This window comes from Streptomyces sp. NPDC107500 (assembly GCF_055582785.1).
On the sequence record NZ_JBVJPF010000006.1, the window covers coordinates 73,535 to 89,683 of the forward strand.

Here is a 16,149-nt window from a genome sequence, read left to right on the forward strand (position 1 = left end):
CCGGCCGGGGCGCGCGGCGGAATTCCCGGTCCGTCCTCCCCTCGGGGAGCCACCGGACCGGGACATGGGAAGCACCGGGCCGGACGGGAGCCTGGACGGCCACCGGTTGGGGCGGTGCGGGGAGTCGCTCGCAGGGCGGTGCCGGGCCGGTGCGGCGGGGTGGGAAGGGGGCGGCGGATCGGCGGGATCAGGCCGCGGTGCGACAGGAGGCGCTGAAGACGCGCGCGAGGTCGACGTGGCGTCGCCGCGTGAGGTCCGGTCGCGTTGGCATGGGTCGATCGTGGCAGCCGCCGTCGAACAGGGTCAAGGAGATCAGGGCCGGTCTCGTCCCGCGGACGCGGATTTCACACGGGTGTGACAGAGGGGGTTCCCGACTACACATAAGGGAAAAATAAGAGCAGAATACCCTTATGCGGCGCTACCGCACACCGCAACCGAAGCGGTTGGCCCTGCAAGTCGAAGGAGACGACTCATGGCCCACGTCTCACACTCCAGAAGTGACATCACCAGCCACCCCGACGCCCCGGAAATGCAGGAACGCTACGCGCGCATGCTCGGTGGTCGTGACGTGGCGCTCGTGGACGGGCCGGTGTTCCTGCTCGGCCTCTACTGCGCCGTGTCCCCGTGGATACTCCACTTCACCACCAGCCAGCCGTCGCTCGTGGCCCACAACCTGATCGTGGGCATCGCCATCGGCCTGCTGGCCCTCGGATTCACCCGCGCCCCGGAACGCATGTACGGCCTGAGCTGGGCCATGTGCGCGATGGGCGTCTGGATGATCATCTCGCCGTGGATCGTGGGCTCGAGCCCGGACGCCGGCGTCATCTGGAACAACATCATCATCGGCGCACTCGCCCTCGTCCTGGGCATGGTCTGCGCCGGTACGGCGGCGCGCAGCAACCCCAGAAGCTAGCCACCCGGGAAGGGAGCCGCACGGCCGGTCCGCTCACGCGCGGGCCGGCCCGCCCGCGTCCGGCGAGGTCCCCCACGCCCCCGGCCCGGGACAGGTCGGAGCGTGGCGGACTGCGCCTGTCCGCAGCGGGCAGAAGCACTACAGCGGGGGACCTGACGAAGTGGGGTGGAGATGGAGATCGACGGCGTCATCAGCGCCATCGTCATCGGTATCGTCATCGGCGTCCTGGGCCGCCTCGTGGTCCCGGGGCGCCAGCGCATCGGCGTCCTGTGGACGATCGCTGTCGGCATCCTGGCCGCGCTGCTCGGGTCGGCGGTCGCCTCGGCGTTCGACGTGGCCGACACCGACGGTGTGGACTGGATCGAGTGGCTCATCCAGATCGGGCTGGCCGCGGTCGGCGTGGCCGCACTGGACCGGTCCCGGTCGCGACCCGGCCGCTGAGGCGTCGACCGTCACCGGTCGGCGAGCCACGCCTCGTACCAGGTGACGGTCGCGTCCAGGGTGTCCGCGAGCGGCGTGGGGGCCACCGCGAAGAACCGCTCGAAGGCGCCGGAGTCCACGATCTGCGGCTCCGTGTGCTGGTAGAACATCTCCTCGTACTCGGCCATGAACCGCTCGTCGAACGGGCCGAAGGCGCGGGGCCGGTCGAGCAGCACGACCTTCAGCGGTCGGCCCACCCGCTTCTCGATCATCGCGTGGATCTCGCGCGTGGTCACGGCGGGCGCGGTGGGCAGGTGCCAGACCCGGCCGTCGCCGTCCGGGCGTTCACCGAGGGTCGCGAGCCCGGCCGCCACGTCCGCGATGCCGGTGTAGCTGTGCGGCAGGTCGATGTCGCCGAAGCCCACGACCTCCTCGCCGGTGAGCGCGCCGGGGAAGACGGCCGCACCGAGGGACGAGTTGAGTACGCCGGGACCGACGAAGTCGGCGCTGCGGCCCAGGACCACACGGGCCCGGCCGGCCCGGTGTGCGGCGAGGTACCGCTCGTCCAGTTCGGCGCGCATCCGGCCCTTGCGGCTCGTCGCCTGCCAGGGGCTGTCCTCGGTCATCACCGCTCCCCCGGTCTCGCCGTAGGGGTAGAGCGTGTCGAGCACGACGAGGCGGGCTCCGGTCTCCTCGACCGCGGCCAGCACGGCCTCCTGGACGCGGGGCATCACCTCGACCTGGAGGTGATAGGCGACGTTGACGCAGTGGTACACCGCGGCGGCGCCGGCTATGGCGGCCCGGGCGCCTTCGGCCGTGCCGACGTCGGCGGCGAACCGCTCGACGCCCTCGACCGCGGGGCCCTCGCCCCGCCGGTCCACCAGGCGGACGGGGTGACCCCTGCGTACCAGTTCACGGGCGAGCGCGGTCCCGGCGGGGCCGGATCCGAGGACGGTGTGCGACTGCGGGGTGACGGCGGGCATGGGGTGCTCCTCTTCCAGTACGTTGCCTTGCACTGCTATTGCCATTCGCTTCTGTTAGAGACTGTAACTCTCACGAGTGATGATAGCAAGGACGCCGGAAGCCGGGCGGACATAGGCTGATGGACGGGGCCACGTCACGAGGAAGGCCGTACGCCATGGTCGTGAAGGACGTCGAACTGCCGCATCTGCGCCGGTGTGTGGAGCTGGCGGCGCGGGCACTGGAGGCCGGCGACGAGCCGTTCGGATCGGTGCTGGCCGGCGCGGACGGCACGGTACTGGCCGAGGACCGCAACCGGGTGGCCGGCGGCGACCGCACCCGTCACCCGGAGTTCGAGCTGGCCCGCTGGTCCGCCGCCCACCTCACCCCCGGCGAGCGGGCCTCGGCCACGGTGTACACGTCCGGGGAACACTGCCCGATGTGCGCCGCCGCGCACGCCTGGGTGGGTCTGGGGCGCATCGTGTACGTCGCCTCGTCCGAGCAGCTGGGCGGCTGGCTGGCGGAGCTGGGCGTCCCGGCCCCGCCGGTGCGGCCGTTGGCGGTGCGGGAGGTGGCGCCCGGCGTGGCGGTGGACGGGCCGGTACCGGAACTCACCGAGGAGATCCACGCGTTGCACCGGCGGTTCCACCAAGGGCGCGGCTGAGCGCGCGGGCCGCCTGCGACGGGCGGGGCGCCCCTCCGGACGGAAAGGGCGCCCCGGAATGTACGACCGGGCCCCGGTCAGTTCTCGGCCCCCGGGCGGAAACGCCGGTAGAGGACGGCGCCGCCGAGGACGAGCGCCGCGCCGCCCGCGAGCACGGGCAGGGTCTGATCCGTCCCGGTGTGGGCGAGGGCCGCCGACTCGCTCGGCGGGGCGGCGTGCGGCACCGGCTGCGGCCGGGCGCGCTCCTTCTCGGGCGCGGACGGTTCGGGCTCGGCGGGGGCCGGCGGCGGGGGCTCGGGGTCGTCGTCGGAGCCGTTCGTCGACTCGTTGCCGACGGCCGGGTTGCCGATGCCGACCACATTGACGCTGTTGCCGCTGACATTGACCGGGAGATGCACCGGCAACTGGACGCCGTTGCCGGACAGCACGCCCGGTGAATCCTTTCCGCTCCCCTCGGCGTGCGCGCCTCCCGACGTGCCGGCGGCGCCCGTCCCCTGGTGCGCCGCGTCCGACCCGTGGGACGCGCCGCCCTTCCCGGCGTTGGCGCAGCCGTTGCCCGCGGCCGGGTTGAGGAGCCCCACCACGTTCACGGTGTTGCCGCACACGTTGACCGGTACGTCCACCGGGAGCTGCACGGTGTTGCCGGAGACCAGACCCGGCGAACCGGCCGAGGAGCCGTCGGCGGTGGCACCGTCGGACGCGAACGCCGCGTACGCCGGCATGGTCACCGCCAGCGCGCCGGAGGCGGCGACGGCGAGCACACCGTTTCGGGTAACCCTTCTCATGCGGTCCCTGCCTTCCAGACATCATCGCGGGCAGTCGCCCGCACCGGTTAAAACGCGGGCGCACCATCCGAGTTATGGCTAATCGGTCTTTCACCCCATCGAGTGGACGGTTCATCGAACAAACACTGTCGTCCGGCGGGCGCCCGCGCGGGGCCCCGTCGGCCGTCCGCGCCCGGAGGCGCCGGGTGCGAGGCCCGCTTATGGTGATCGAGTGGCGCCGACCACGGGTCCGCGACAGGGCGCCCGGGAGGCATCGATGCAGGCCAAGCCGTCGACTCGGCCCTCGGTCCGGCGCTGCGCGGTCAGCGGGGCGCTCGGCCTGTCCCTACTGGGCGCCGGGCTGCCCGCGGCGGCCGCACGGGACACCGGACCGGATCTGTCCCGGTTCTACGACCAGAAGGTCACCTGGTCGGCATGCGAGGGCATGGAGATGCCGAAGGATCTCCAGTGCGGGAAGGTCACCGTCCCCCTCGACTACGCCCGGCCGAAGGGCCAGACCCTCGACCTGGCGCTGGCCCGGTTCCGGGCGACCGGCGGGTCGCGCGGCTCGGTGCTGCTGAACTTCGGCGGTCCCGGCGGCTCGGGGGTCGGCGAACTCTCCTTCGGGGGCAAGGACTTCATGCATCTGACCAACGGCTACGACGTGGTCACCTTCGACCCCCGCGGCGTCGGCCGGTCCTCCCCCGTGACCTGCGGCCCGGCCACCATGAAGATCATCGAGGCGACGGGTGGGGACGAGTCGGTCACCGACCCCGAGGACGTGCTCGGACGGCTGCGGGACGCGGCGGCCGAGTGCGCGAAGTACTCCGGACCCGTGCTGCACCACATGGGCACGGTCGACGCCGCCCGCGACATGGACGTGATGCGCAGCGCCCTCGGCGACGGCCGGCTCAACTACCTGGGCTTCTCCTACGGCACCCGGCTGGGCGCGGTCTACGCGGCCCGCTTCCCGGACAAGGTGGGCCGGATGGTGCTGGACGGCGTGGACACGCTGACCGAACCGCTGGCCGAGCAGGGGCTGGCCGGTGCGCGGGGTCAGCAGACCGCGCTGGAGAACTTCCTCGACTGGTGCGTGGAGGACATCGCCTGTCCGTTCGGCCAGGACGCCCGCGCCGCCCGGGAGCAGGTCGAGCGGCTCGTCGCCTCGCTCGACGCCGATCCGGTGCCGTCGGCCTTCGGGGAGCCCTTCTCCGGTCAGGACATGGTGGGCGCCATAGGCCAGGCGCTGTACAGCCAGGAGCTGTGGCCCTCGCTCCAGCGGGCGCTGGCGCAGCTGCTGGACGACGGCGACACCCGGGGCCTGGAGGGCTTCTCCTCCGGCGGCGTCACCTTCCCGGTCCGTGCGGGGTCGGCCGCGGCGGGCCGGGAGCCCGCGGGCGCCGGTCTCACGGACGAGGAGGACATACCCATGGACAACCTCCCGGCCGCCCTGATGGCGGTGAACTGCGCCGACGACCCCGACCGCCCTTCGGCCGCCGAGGTCACCGGATCCCTGGACCGGCTGCGCGCACGGTACGAGGAGGCGTCGCCGGTCTTCGGCCGGTACCGCCTCACCCAGGTGCTCATGTGCTACGGGCGCCCCCGGGGCACCGACTACATCCGCGACGACGTGAAGGACCTCGACACCGCCAGGATGCTGCTCGTCGGCACCCGTGGCGACCCGGCCACGCCGTACCGCTGGACCACGGAGACCGCCGAGCGGCTGGGGTCCTCGGCCGTGGTCCTCGACAACCGGGACGAGGGACACACCGGGTACGCGTCCTCCGAGTGCGTGCACCGCAAGGTCGACGACTTCCTGCTCTACGGCTCCCTGCCCCCCGACGGCAGCTCCTGCGGGCCGGAGAACGGCGAGGGCGAGACCGGCTGACCGCCCGGCCGCGCCGGCCTCCCCGGCCGTCCGATGTGATCGATATGCCCTATCCGTCCAACGGTCCTATCGTGCTGACATGGAGCACGATCTGAGTCCCGCCACCCTCGCCGAGCTGCGGCGCCCCCGGCCCTATCCGGCCGTGTCCGTGCTGACGCCGACCCACCGCCGCGAACCGGACAACGCCCAGGACCGGGTCCGGCTGCGCAACGTGGTCGCCGCGGCCAAGAAACAGCTGGAGGACGATCCCGCGGTCACCCGCGAGCGCCGTACCGATGTCTCCCGGGAGCTCGACCGGGCGCTCGCCGAGGTCGATCTGACCTACGCCGAGGACGGCTTGGCGATCTTCGCCGCTCCGGGTGAGCACCAGGTCTGGACGCTGGCCCGTTCCGTGCCCGAGCGCGTGGTCCTCTCGGACACCTTCCTGACCCGCAACCTCGTCGCCGCGCAGGCCGCCGAGCGGCCGTTCTGGGTGCTGTCCGTCGCCGCCGACCGCGTCAAGCTGTGGAGCGGCGGCGCGGACCGGGTCGTCGAGGAACACCTCGGCGGCTTCCCCTTCGACCGGCCCGCCGAGGACTTCGACCCCGAGCGCCAGGAGCGGATCGGCGACGCGCCGAGCACCTTCCGCGACGAGGGCACCCGCCGGTTCCTGCGGGACGCCGACACCGCCATGGGCAGGATCCTGCGCACCCATCCCCGGCCGCTGTACGTCACCGGGCCCGAGCCCGCGCTGTCCCTGTTCGACGAGGCGGGCACGCTCGCCGCGGGCGCGGTGCTGGTCCCGCACGGCGGCCTCGCGCACGGCACCCCCGAGGCCGTGTGGCAGGCCGTGCGGCAGGTGCTCGACGACGAGGCGAAGGGGTCCGTGGCCGCGGTGGCCAGGGAGCTGGACGCGGCCCGCGGGCGCAAGGACTTCGCGGCCGGGGTCGACGAGCTGTGGGAGAGCGCCCACAGCGGCCGGGTCCGGCTGCTCGCCGTCGAGGAGAACTTCAAGGTCACGATGCGCGACGACGGGGAGCACCTGATCCCGGCGTTCGACGGGGACCTCGACGCCCGCGAGGACATCGTGGACGAGATCGTGGAGCAGTGCCTGGAGACCGGAGCCGACGTCCGCTTCGTGCCGGACGGCGCGCTCGCGGACGCGGACGGCATCGCGGGGGTGCTGCGCTACTGACGCCGGCGCTCGCGCCTCGCGGGCCGTCCCCTCTTGACGACGGTGACGACCATGAAACCCTGTTCGCCGTACACGCGCCCGCCGTTCGCGGGTGCGCGGCGGACGGGGAAGGAGCCGGCGGAGCGTGAGCGAACTTCTGGGTGTGGCGGTCCTGGGCGCGGGCCACATGGGCGCCGACCACGTACGGCGCCTCGACGCGGTGGTGAGCGGCGCCAGGGTCGCCGCGGTCGCGGATCCCGACGCGGAACGGGCGAAGGAGGCCGTGGGCGGCATCGACGGAGTCTTCGTGCACACGGACGCCGTGGCCGCGCTCGACGCGCCGGGCGTCCGGGCGGTCCTGATCGCCTCGCCCGGTGAGGCGCACGAGGAGGCCCTGCTGGCCGCGTTCGAGCGAGGGCTGCCGGTGCTGTGCGAGAAGCCGATGGTGCCGGACTCCGCGGGCGCGCTGCGCGTGGTGGAGGCGGAGGCGCGGCTCGGCAGGCGACTGGCGCAGATCGGGTTCATGCGCCGGTACGACACCGAGTACCGGCAGCTGAAGTCGTTGCTGGACGGCGGGCGGCTGGGCCGGCCCCTGATGCTGCACTGCGTCCACCGCAACGTCTCCTCGCCGCCGCACTTCACCTCGGCGATGCTGGTCAACAGCTCCGTCTCGCACGAGATCGACGCCGCTCGCTGGCTGCTGGGACAGGAGCCGAGCGCGGTGACCGTGCTCCGGCCGCGGCCGTCGGCGGGGGCGCCCGAGGGCCTGCTCGATCCGCAGCTGGTGCTGTTCGAGACCGACGGCGGCGCGCTCGTGGACGTGGAGGTCTTCGTCAACTGCGGCTTCGGCTACGAGGTGCGCTGCGAGGCCGTCTGCGAGGCCGGCAGCGCCCGGATCGGTGAGGCGCACGGCATGCTGGTGACGGCGGCGGGCGGCGCCCGGGAGGAGGTTCCGCAGGACTACCTCGTGCGGTTCGCCGACGCCTACGACCGCCAGGTCCAGACCTGGGTGGACGCCACCCGCCGCGGCCGGGTCACCGGTCCGGGCGCCTGGGACGGGTACGCCGCCTCCGCGGTCGCCGAGGCCGGGGTGCGGGCGCTGGAGACGGGTGAGCGCACGCCGGTCGAACTGGCACCGCGGCCGGCCCTCCACGACCCGGCATAGAACAAGGGTCCACCGAACACCAGGGCGACGACACCTCCGGGCCGCGGTACCCGCCAAGTCCCGTAGGAACTCTACGACTTGACCTGCGCCGCACGTACGCGGCCCACGTACCCACGTCACTCCGCCAAGACGCTGGCATATGCCGGAAGCACCACCGTATCGTGTGTTGCCGAATCCCTTACGAGCCGTCGCGGGCTGTGCAACAGTCGTAACGGTCCTTCCGCCGGCCCCGGTTCACCCTGGTCGTACCGTCTGCACATCGGAGTGCGTCATGTCGCCCCATCTCTCCGCGGACCACCCCGCCGCCCAGCCGCCGGGACGCGGCTCGGTCGAGTCGCTCATATCGCAGGCGCGGCGGCTGCGGGGCGACGTGGACGCGGTGCGGCGGGACAGCCAGGGCGAGGCGGCGGACCCCCGGGGACGGTGGCAGCGCGCGCTGTACGACCTGGCGCTGCACCAACTCACCGACCTCGACGCGCACTTGGCACAGCTCCGGGACGGCCCGGCACCCGCACCACGGCCCGGTTCGCTGCTCAGCCGGGTCGGCAGCGCGGAGTGGAACCTGCTCACGGACGAGGCCGACTGGTCCGGGGAACTGTTCCAGATCCTCGGCCGCGACCCGGCCTCCACCCCGCTCAGCCTCGACGAACTCCCCTCCCTGGTCCTCACCGAGGACCGCCCGAAGCTGACCACGATGGTCACGGACTGTCTCGTCGACGGCCGGCCCATCGACGGCGAGTTCCGCGTCGTGCGCCCCGACGACACCGTGCGCACCGTGCACATGATGGGCGAGCCCGTGCTCGACGCCGACGGCAGCACCGCCTCGATGTGGGCGGTGCTGCGGGACGTCAGCGAACTGCGCCGCAGTCAGCGGGCGGTGAGCGAGACCCGTGACTCGCTCCGTCGCCGCCCGCTGCCCGCGGACACCGGGCCACGGGCCGCGGTCGAACCGCGGGAGGCCGCATCCGCGCCCTGGCACGGCCTCCTGCGGTTCCCGCACCAGGGACGGCCGGGCCTCGACCTGGCCGCCGGGTACCTGCCCTCGTCGGACCACGCGCCACGGCACAGCGCCTGGTACGACGCGTGTCCGCTCACCGGCGACGAGACCCTCTTCGCCGCCGGCGACCTCCCCGGCGTGGACACCGACGGGGCGCAGGGCGCGGTGATGCTGATCGGCGCCCTGCGGGGCCTGGCGCTGGCGGGGACCCGTCCCGAGCGACTCCCCGACCGGCTGGCCGGGTTACTCGACGCCACCGCCCTGCCGCCCGTCCGCTCCGCGGTGTACTGCGGCTACGCCCCCCGCACCCGCGCCCTGACCTGGGCCGGGGCCGGGCACCCGGTCCCGCCGCTGCTGTTCCGCGCGGGAGCGGGACGTGCGCTGACCGGACCGGGCGAGGCGACCCTCGAACCGGGCGACCTGCTGCTCCTGCACACCGGCGCGACGGAGCCCGCGGCAGTCGCACACCTCCTCTCCCTGGCCCCCCGGCTGACCGGGTCGGGCTCGGCGCGGGACGGCGTACGGATCGCGGCCGGTGAACTCGCCGCGTCCCCGGCGCCGATGGACGACGCCTGTGTGCTGGTGGCCCGGGTGACACCCTGATCGACGCGTCGGCCGCTACGCCGGCGCGACGCCGCCGCCCTTCCCCTTCCCCCTGGCCGACTTGCCCTTGGGCAGCGCCAGTTCGATCTCCTCGCGCAGTTCCTGGATCTTCGGAAATCCCGAGTACTCGGCGGTGAGCCGGTACATCTGCCGGAGCCGGTCCCAGGTCCGCTGGGACGAGTTGGACCCCATCGACACCAGGGCCAGGCGTGCGTACCGGTCCGCCTGTTCGGGGTCGTCGGCGATGAAGCAGGCCGAGGCCATGGACAGATAGTCGAAGATCTTCGACCGCTGCCGGCCGTCGATCCGCAGGGCCAGCGCCTTCTCCGCGTAGTGCTGGGCGTGCGCGGCCGCCCCCGGCTCGAAGTCGGCGAGCGTCCGGTAGGCGAGGGCCTGCATGCCGTACAGGTCCTCCTCCTTGAACGTCTGCATCCAGTCCGGCGGGGGCACGTCGGCCTTGTCGGAGACGAAGAGGTCCTCGGCCCGCCCGAGGGTGCGGCGCATGGCCTGGCCCTTGCCCATGGACGCCTGTGCCCAGGCCTCGATGGTGTAGAGCATGGCCTGGGTGCGCGGCAGCACCTGGTCGCCGGAGCCCGACTTGGCGAGCTTCATCAGGTCGAGCGCGTCGTCGGGCCGGCCCAGGTGCACCATCTGGCGGGCCGCCCGGGAGAGCGCCTCCCCGGCCCGGGGCCGGTCGCCGCCCTCGCGTGCGGCGTGGGCGGCGATGACGAAGTACTTCTGGGCCGTGGGTTCCAGGCCGACGTCGTGCGACATCCAGCCCGCGAGGACGGCGAGGTTGGCGGCGACGCCCCACAGGCGCCGCTGGAGATGGGGTGGGTGGTGGTAGGCGAGCATGCCGCCCACCTCGTTGAGCTGGCCCACCACGGCCTTGCGCTGGAGCCCGCCGCCACGGGCGGCGTCCCAGGCGCGGAACACCTCGACCGAGCGCTCCAGTTCCTCCACTTCCTGCGACCCGATGGGGGCGGCCTCGTAGCGGTCGAACCCGGCGGGATCGGCGTGCAGGGGTTGGCGGAGGTCGGGGGCGTCGGCCGCGAGGGCCGGGTCGGCGTGCAGCCAGTCGTGCATGGCGCTGCTGAGTGCGGAGCCCGCGGCGAGCGCGGCGCCCGCGCCCACCAAGCCGCGTCGGTTGAGCATGAGGTCCATTCCCGTGAATTCGGTGAGGACCGCCGCAGTCCGCTCGGGCGCCCACGGCACTCCGTCGGGATGTTCCTCGCTCCCGCCGCCCTGCCGTTTCCCCGCGCGCCCGTGCCGGACCAGACCGAGGTCCTCGATGGTCACGACACGGCCGAGTCGCTCGGTGAACAGAACCGCCAGCACCCGCGGCACCGGATCGCGCGGGATCTCTCCCATGTCGATCCACCGCCGCACCCGCGAGGTGTCGGTCGCCAGCTGGGGGTGGCCCATGGCCGCCGCCTGCCGGTTCACCAGCCTCGCGAGTTCGCCCTTGGACCAGCCGGCCAGGCCGAACAGGTCCGACAGACGGGTGTTGGGTTCTCCGCTCACGTCAAGCCCCCAGGTTCTCGGCTGAGTTGACAGTAGCCCCGTGCGGGTTGCCGGGCGACTATTCGCCACCGTTCGCCAGGGTGCGCCAGATGGTGTGCCAGGGGCGGCCGGGTGTCAGGTAGGAATGCGCCACCCCGACCCGGTTGCCGTGGAGTTACTCCCCAGGGTGACCCCGGGCGGCCGGTCGGGCGGCGCGACGGCTTACGGAAGACGCGCTCCTCCGGCACACCACGGACGGGCACCGGTCTTCAGGCAGGCACAGCAGGCACACGAAGGGATCTGTCTCGACCATGTACGCAGCATCGTCCTCCGTGTCCGCCCCGCAGCGCTCGCTGCACCCCCGCCCGGCGGCGGGCGGCGGCCCCTATCTCGCCCCCGCGCGTCCGGCGGCCCCGGTGCTCGGGGCGGGCAGGGCGCGGCGCGGCGCGGGGCCCGGCACGCAGCCGCTCAGCGGAAGAATCGACCTGTCCGGCCCCCAGGGGGCCCAACTGCGCACGGCGATCGCCTCCGTGCACCGCATCTGCCCGGAGTTCTCCCCCGTGCAGGTCCTGCGCCGCAGCGGGCGCTCCGTGCTCCTGGTCGGGACGACCGGGCGCAGTACGGCGGTCGCCAAGTGCTTACTGGACCACTCGCCGGTGTGGTCGGAGCGGATCCGGCACGAGATAGGGGCATACCGCGCGTTCGTCCGGCAGCGCCCTCCGGTGCGGGTGCCGAGGCTGATCGCGGCGGATCCGGACAACGGCACGCTGGTCATCGAGCGGATGCCGGGACGGGTGGCCGCGCTCCAGCGGCACCCCGTGGAGGCCCCGCCGCGCGCGGACATCAGGGCGGCGCTGGGCGCGGTCTGCCGGCTGAACGCCTGGCGGCCGCCGACCGGGGCGTTCGACGCCCCGCTGGACTACGCGGCCCGGATCTCCCGGTACCACGAGCTGGGGCTGCTCACCGACCGGGACCTGGGCGACTTGCAGAAGCTGCTGCACGGCATCGCCCACGCGAGCGGACGCCACGGCATGGGGCAGTTCTGCCACGGTGACGCACTGCTGTCCAACATCCTCATGTCGCCGGCCGGTCCGGTCCTGGTGGACTGGGAGCACGCCGGCTGGTACCTGCCCGGCTACGACCTGGCGACACTCTGGGCGGTCCTCGGCGACGCCCCGATGGCCCGCCGTCAGATCAGCCAGATCGCCCAGTCGACGGGCACCGCGGCGCGCGACGCCTTCCTGGTGAACCTGATGCTCGTACTGACCAGGGAGATCCGTACCTACGAGACGGCCGTGCAGCGTTCGATGCACGACGCGGCCCCGGCCCCCTCGGCCACGCCGGCCCACCCCGGCGCCACGCCGACCGGCGAGGAGCAGCGGCTGCTGCTGCGCCGACTGCACGACGACTGCCAGATGGCCCGCCGGGCCGTGCGGGCGGCGGTCGGCACGCGCTGACACGCAGGACGACGGTCCGCGGTGTGCCCCTCGGGGCGCACCGCGGATTTTCTGTGTCCAGGTACATGCAGGGGCCATTGGTGTACGCCACTGACGCCTCGCAGGCCGGTGCCCCGCCGCCACGAAACTCGCCGGGCACCTTGCTGACGTGGGAAATCACCGCCATGAAGGCATGATTGACGGATCATCGGACCGCCGGGTAACACTGACCCACGCCCGGCCCCGCACGCCCCCCGCACGTCCGACCGTCACAGGAGGCCGCTTTGCGAAGGTCCCCCCTGGTGCCCGCCCTGGCGGGCGCCGCGCTGCTGCTGCCACTGCTCGGCGCGGCACCGTCCGCCGCCGGCCCCTCCGAAGCGCCGCCCGCCGCCGACCGCCTCCAGCGGGCGTTCGCCACCGCGGCGGCCGAGTACCGGGTGCCGCAGAGCGTCCTGCTCGGCGTCTCCTACCTCCAGTCCCGCTGGGACGCGCACGGCGGAGCGCCCAGCGTGACCGGCGGCTACGGCCCGCTGCACCTGACCGACGCCCGCACCGCCCTGGCCGGGACCTCGCACCACGACGAGGGCACCGAGGACCCGCGCGGCGACGACGCCCGCGCCCCGCTCCACCCGAAGGCCAGGGCCACGCGCGCCGCCGCCCTGCCGGACCGGCTGACGACGCTGCCGAAGGCGGCCGAGCTGACCGGTCTGACCCCCGAGGCCCTGCGCACCGACCCGGCCGCGAACGTGTCCGGCGGCGCCGCGCTGCTGGCCGCCGCCCAGCGGGACCTGGGTGAGCCGCTCAGCGCCGACCCGGCGGACTGGTACGGGGCGGTGGCCCGCTTCTCGGGCGCGGAGGACGCGGCGACGGCGGCCGCTTACGCGAACGACGTGTTCGAGGTGATCCGCGCGGGCGAGCGACGGACCACGGACGCCGGGCAGCGCGTCACCCTGGCCGCCCGTCCGGGCGTGGCCCCGGACACGGCGCAGCTGGGCGACGCGGGCCTGCGCGCCGCCTCGGCCGCCGGCACCGAGTGCCCGAAGTCGGTGTCCTGCGAGTGGATCCCGGCGCCGTACGAGGAGTTCGGCGACGGCGACTACGGCAACCACGACCTGGGGAACCGGCCCGCCTCGCAGCGCATCCGGTACATCGTCGTGCACGACACGGAGGGCGCCTGGGACGGCGTCCTCAACATGGTCCAGGACCCCACCTACGTCTCCTGGAACTACACGCTCCGCTCCACCGACGGGCACATCGCCCAGCACGTGAAGGCGAAGGACGTGGCCTGGCACGCGGGCAACTGGTACGTCAACGCCAAGTCGATCGGGCTGGAGCACGAGGGTTTCCTGGCGGAGCCGGACGCCTGGTACACGGAGGCCATGTACCGCTCCTCGGCGCGGCTGGTGAAGTACCTGGCTACGAAGTACGACATCCCGCTGGACCGGCAGCACATCCTGGGACACGACACCGTCCCGGGTACCACCACCGCGACGATCCCGGGCATGCACACCGACCCGGGCCCGTACTGGGACTGGCGGCACTACTTCCGGCTGCTCGGCCGCCCCTTGGAGCCGACCGCGGGCCGGAAGTCCGGCGTGGTGACCATCCGCCCCGACTACTCCGCCAACCGCCCGGAGTACACCGGATGCGAGAAGGCGGGCGAGCCCTGCGCGACGCACGGCTCCAGCGCGGTGCGGCTCTACTCCGACCATGACGTCAACGCGCCCCTGATCAAGGACATCGGCCTCGGCTCGGCCCCGACGACGGGCGTGAACGACCTGTCGTCACGGGTCTCCACGGGGCAGCAGTACGCGGTGGCCGACCGGTGGCGGGACTGGACGGCCATCTGGTACCTGGGCCAGAAGGCCTGGTTCCACGACCCGGCGAAGAGCCCGGCGGCGGTGCCCGCGTCGGGCCGGGTGATCACCCCGAGGAAGGGGCTGGACAGCGTCCCCGTGTACGGAAGGGCGTACCCCGAGAAGGCCGCCTACCCGGCGGACGTGCCCGCCCAGACCGTGTCGCCGCTGCCGTACACGCTGGGCAAGGGGCAGAAGTACGTGGTCGGCGAGAAGGTGCCCGGCGAGTACTACTACGCGGTCGGGTTCGACTCGGCCTCCCACCGGGTGGTGCGGGGCGAGGACCAGTACTACGAGATCCAGTACGGCCACCGGGTCGGGTACGTGCGCGCCGCCGACGTGACGCTCTCGGCCGTGCGGTAGCCGCCGGGTCAGCCCTGCTGGAAAAGCTCCGCCGGGAGCGGCTTCAGCAGGGCGTACAGGTCGTCGGTGATCGGGCGGTCCCAGGCGGCGATGGTCACCAGCACGCCGTCGCTGCGGTCGAACTGCACGCAGGAGATCCGGCCCTCGGAGAGCTTGAGGCGGCGCACGATGAGCAGGTTGTCGCCCTGCATCACCGGCACGTCCTCGGCGCCGACGACGGTGACCTCCTCGTCGTTCTCCAGCGCGAGCAGCAGTTGGGCGACCTCGAAGGGGATCTCGCCGTCGGGGACCTCGCGGGCCGGGGAGCCGGCCGGCAGGTTGCCGATGATCATCGCGGGGCCGCGGCCGCCGAACAGGTCGTAGCGCAGGAAGACGCCCTGGCAGCTGCCGTCGGGGGCGGGCAGCAGGCCGGCGCCCAGATTGCCGGGCCAGTCGCCCGGGTCCATGGCCAGTACGTCGAAGTCGGGCCCGGCGGGCGTGGCGCTGCGGCGGCGGAGGAACGACATGCCGCCATGGTACGTGGCCGGACCCCGCGGACGGCGTGCGGGCGGGCGGCCGTCCCGGCCCGGGGCCCGTCCGGCCATTCCCGTCGTCGCCCGGAGGGCGGGCTCACGACGCCGGGTGCGCGCACGACGCCGCGAGGCGGACGGGAATGGTCGGACACGACCTAGGGCCTGTCTGACAATTCCCGTCGTCGCCCGGAGGGCGGCCTCGCGGCGTCAGGTGCGTGCTCTCGCCGTGCCGGGCGTAGAGCCTCGTACTGGATGTACTTGGCTCTGCGCCCGGTGCGGCGAGAGTGCGTGCATGGCGTCGCGGGGCAGACGGGAATTGTCAGACAGGCCCTAGGGCCGAGGCTCGGCGGTCCGCTGCCGGCGCTGCTGGTGGCGGGCGACCCGGGCCCGGTTGCCGCAGGACGGTTTGCACCACTCCTGGCGCGGGTGGTCCTTGAGGAAGTACCGGACGCAGCGCGGTGCGTGGCAGGCCCGCAGCCGCTGCCGGTCGGGTCCCGCGAGGAAGCCGATCACGGCCTGGGCGAGCGCGGCCGTGAGGTCGGGCCGGGCGCCGGGCGCGGGCACGGCGCGGACGACGGGTGTCCCGGCGTCGGCCCAGTGCAGGACGGGGACGGTGGGGGTGCGGGCGGCGGCCTCGTTCAGGCGCCGCAGGGCGTCGGGGACGGGCAGCAGCCGGGCGGCGTCGGCCGGGCTCGGCTCGCCCGGACGCACGGCGCGGGCGAAGAGGGCGCGGGCGGCGGCCCGCACGTCCCGGACGGCGGCCGGGTCGGGGGCCCCGGCGTCCGCCGCGAGGTCGGGGTGGGCCCGTACCCAGGCGGTGAGCCCGGCGGGGTCGGCGAGGTCGTCGGCGACGCCGCCGTGCCCGTCGTGCCGGACGGTCAGGGCGAGGTCGAGGGCGATCCGGGCGTCCCTGCTGGGTGAGTCCTGCATGCGGCCGATGATAGGCAGGGCA

14 protein-coding genes are annotated in these 16,149 nt (G+C 73.5%); 9 read left to right on the forward strand and 5 right to left on the reverse strand.

Translation table 11 applies throughout. The features are described 5' to 3' along the window. The first annotated feature begins 472 nt into the window (after window positions 1-472). Window positions 473-913, forward strand: a complete 441-nt coding sequence (locus ACZ67M_RS23905; RefSeq protein WP_392014901.1) for an SPW repeat protein — start codon at window positions 473-475, stop codon at window positions 911-913. Between the two features lie 171 nt (window positions 914-1,084). After that, window positions 1,085-1,354 (forward strand): GlsB/YeaQ/YmgE family stress response membrane protein, encoded by a 270-nt coding sequence (locus tag ACZ67M_RS23910; RefSeq protein WP_125490380.1) that lies wholly within the window; start codon window positions 1,085-1,087, stop codon window positions 1,352-1,354. Window positions 1,355-1,365: 11 nt separating this feature from the next. Here the strand turns inward: ACZ67M_RS23910 and ACZ67M_RS23915 are convergent, their stop codons facing one another. Further along, complete coding sequence (locus ACZ67M_RS23915) at window positions 1,366-2,316, reverse strand: NAD-dependent epimerase/dehydratase family protein (protein ID WP_469852637.1); 951 nt, start codon at window positions 2,314-2,316, stop codon at window positions 1,366-1,368. A 155-nt stretch (window positions 2,317-2,471) separates the two neighbouring features. On the opposite strand from ACZ67M_RS23915, the gene ACZ67M_RS23920 reads away from it, so the two are divergent. Then, complete coding sequence (locus tag ACZ67M_RS23920; RefSeq protein WP_361356274.1) at window positions 2,472-2,957, forward strand: nucleoside deaminase; 486 nt, start codon at window positions 2,472-2,474, stop codon at window positions 2,955-2,957. A gap of 77 nt (window positions 2,958-3,034) precedes the next feature. On the opposite strand, the gene ACZ67M_RS23925 is transcribed toward ACZ67M_RS23920, so the two are convergent. Continuing rightward, window positions 3,035-3,742 (reverse strand): chaplin, encoded by a 708-nt coding sequence (locus tag ACZ67M_RS23925; RefSeq protein ID WP_469852638.1) that lies wholly within the window; start codon window positions 3,740-3,742, stop codon window positions 3,035-3,037. 256 nt (window positions 3,743-3,998) lie between these two features. Here ACZ67M_RS23925 and ACZ67M_RS23930 point away from each other — a divergent pair, with 256 nt between their 5' ends. From ACZ67M_RS23930 to ACZ67M_RS23945, 4 genes are all read left to right on the forward strand, one after another. Beyond that, window positions 3,999-5,609, forward strand: coding sequence for an alpha/beta hydrolase (locus ACZ67M_RS23930; protein WP_453439027.1), 1,611 nt, complete (start codon window positions 3,999-4,001; stop codon window positions 5,607-5,609). 79 nt (window positions 5,610-5,688) lie between these two features. After that, the gene (locus ACZ67M_RS23935; RefSeq protein WP_361356270.1) at window positions 5,689-6,783 is read left to right on the forward strand and encodes a baeRF3 domain-containing protein; all 1,095 of its coding nucleotides are present in this window, start codon (window positions 5,689-5,691) and stop codon (window positions 6,781-6,783) included. A 124-nt stretch (window positions 6,784-6,907) separates the two neighbouring features. After that, a complete protein-coding gene (locus ACZ67M_RS23940; RefSeq protein ID WP_392014911.1) occupies window positions 6,908-7,927 on the forward strand; it encodes a Gfo/Idh/MocA family protein in 1,020 nt (339 codons plus the stop codon). A gap of 271 nt (window positions 7,928-8,198) precedes the next feature. After that, window positions 8,199-9,527 carry a PP2C family protein-serine/threonine phosphatase gene (locus tag ACZ67M_RS23945; RefSeq protein ID WP_392105041.1) on the forward strand — a complete coding sequence of 443 codons (1,329 nt, stop codon included), beginning with the start codon at window positions 8,199-8,201 and terminating at the stop codon, window positions 9,525-9,527. Window positions 9,528-9,542: 15 nt separating this feature from the next. Here the strand turns inward: ACZ67M_RS23945 and ACZ67M_RS23950 are convergent, their stop codons facing one another. After that, window positions 9,543-11,051, reverse strand: a complete 1,509-nt coding sequence (locus ACZ67M_RS23950) for a DNA-binding protein NsdB (protein ID WP_361356264.1) — start codon at window positions 11,049-11,051, stop codon at window positions 9,543-9,545. 290 nt (window positions 11,052-11,341) lie between these two features. On the opposite strand from ACZ67M_RS23950, the gene ACZ67M_RS23955 reads away from it, so the two are divergent. Both ACZ67M_RS23955 and ACZ67M_RS23960 read left to right on the forward strand, forming a co-directional pair. Beyond that, window positions 11,342-12,487 carry an aminoglycoside phosphotransferase family protein gene (locus ACZ67M_RS23955; protein ID WP_361356262.1) on the forward strand — a complete coding sequence of 382 codons (1,146 nt, stop codon included), beginning with the start codon at window positions 11,342-11,344 and terminating at the stop codon, window positions 12,485-12,487. A 263-nt stretch (window positions 12,488-12,750) separates the two neighbouring features. Continuing rightward, complete coding sequence (locus ACZ67M_RS23960) at window positions 12,751-14,685, forward strand: N-acetylmuramoyl-L-alanine amidase (protein ID WP_469852641.1); 1,935 nt, start codon at window positions 12,751-12,753, stop codon at window positions 14,683-14,685. Window positions 14,686-14,693: 8 nt separating this feature from the next. Here ACZ67M_RS23960 and ACZ67M_RS23965 read toward each other — a convergent pair whose 3' ends face one another. Then, window positions 14,694-15,191 carry a hypothetical protein gene (locus tag ACZ67M_RS23965; RefSeq protein WP_122618655.1) on the reverse strand — a complete coding sequence of 166 codons (498 nt, stop codon included), beginning with the start codon at window positions 15,189-15,191 and terminating at the stop codon, window positions 14,694-14,696. 336 nt (window positions 15,192-15,527) lie between these two features. Next, window positions 15,528-16,127: a CGNR zinc finger domain-containing protein gene (locus ACZ67M_RS23970; protein WP_469852643.1), complete on the reverse strand. Its 600-nt coding sequence runs from the start codon at window positions 16,125-16,127 to the stop codon at window positions 15,528-15,530. Window positions 16,128-16,149: the final 22 nt, after the last annotated feature.